This is a genomic window from Melaminivora alkalimesophila (genome assembly GCF_000282995.1).
In the GTDB taxonomy this organism is placed as follows: domain Bacteria; phylum Pseudomonadota; class Gammaproteobacteria; order Burkholderiales; family Burkholderiaceae_C; genus Melaminivora; species Melaminivora alkalimesophila.
Map to the genome: position 1 here is coordinate 1 of NZ_ALEE01000835.1, position 1,061 is coordinate 1,061.

Annotated in this window: 1 protein-coding gene; it reads left to right on the top strand. The window is 74.4% G+C overall.

Annotated elements, in window-relative coordinates; all coding sequences use genetic code 11:
* Positions 1-1,061 (top strand): YccS/YhfK family membrane protein (locus A612_RS16025; protein WP_019375439.1); only part of this gene is annotated, 1,061 nt, incomplete at both ends.

Genomic DNA, 1,061 nt, shown 5'->3' on the forward strand with positions numbered 1-1,061 from the left:
CCATCGCCTGGCTGGCCGCGCATCCGATCGGCGTGCTGGCGGCGCTGCTGGCCTGCAGCTTCGTCTTCACGCTGCTGGGCGCGGTGGGCGGGCGCTACCGGGCCATCGCCGCGGCCACGGTGATCCTGGCGCTCTATGCGGCCCTCAGCGAGCAGGCCGAGGTCGGCCCGCAGCTGCCGGCGCCCCGCGTGGCGGCGCTGCTGCTGGCGGGGGCGGTGTGGTATGGGCTGCTGTCGGTATTCTGGGCGGCAGCGGCGCCGCTGCATCCGGTGCGCCACGCCCTGGCGGCCCTGTACCTGGAGCTGGCGCAGTACCTGAACCACAAGGCCGCCCTGTTCGAACCGGTGCGCTCGCTGGACGTGCCGCAGCGCCGCCTCGCGCTGGCGCAGTCGAACGCCCGGGTGGTGGCGGCGCTCAACAGCTGCAAGGACAGCCTGCTGGCGCGCATGCGACCCAGACACGCCCCCGGCGGCGGGCTGCGCAGCCTGCTGCACCGTTATTTCATCGCGCAGGACATCCACGAGCGCGCCAGCGCCTCGCACTATCCCTATGGCGAGTGGACCGAGGCGCTGTTCCACAGCGACGTGCCCTACCGCTGCCAGCGCACCCTGCTGCTGCAGGCCCAGGCCTGCGAGGCGCTGGCCGAGGCGCTGCGACGGGGCCGGGCGCCGCAGCCGGACGAGGCCCATGTCCAGGCGCTGGCCGACCTGCACGGCGCGCTCGCCTACCTGCAGCGCCAGGACCAGGCACAGTGGCGCCGGCCGCTGCGCTCGCTCGGGGGCGTGGCACGCAACCTGGACCGGCTGGGACGCCAGCTGGGGGCGGCCTTCCGGCCGGATGGCGCCGTGCTGCCGCAGGACATCGCCCTGCTCGACCAGGCGCCGCATTCCCTGGCCGAGGCCTGGGCCAGGGTGCGCGCCCAGCTGCAGGTGCGCTCGGCGCTGTTTCGCCACGCCGTGCGGCTGTCGCTGGCGCTGGCGGCCGCCTGGGCCGCGATGCAGCTGGCCGATCCGAGCCACGGCTACTGGATCATGCTGACCACGCTGATCGTCTGTCAGCCG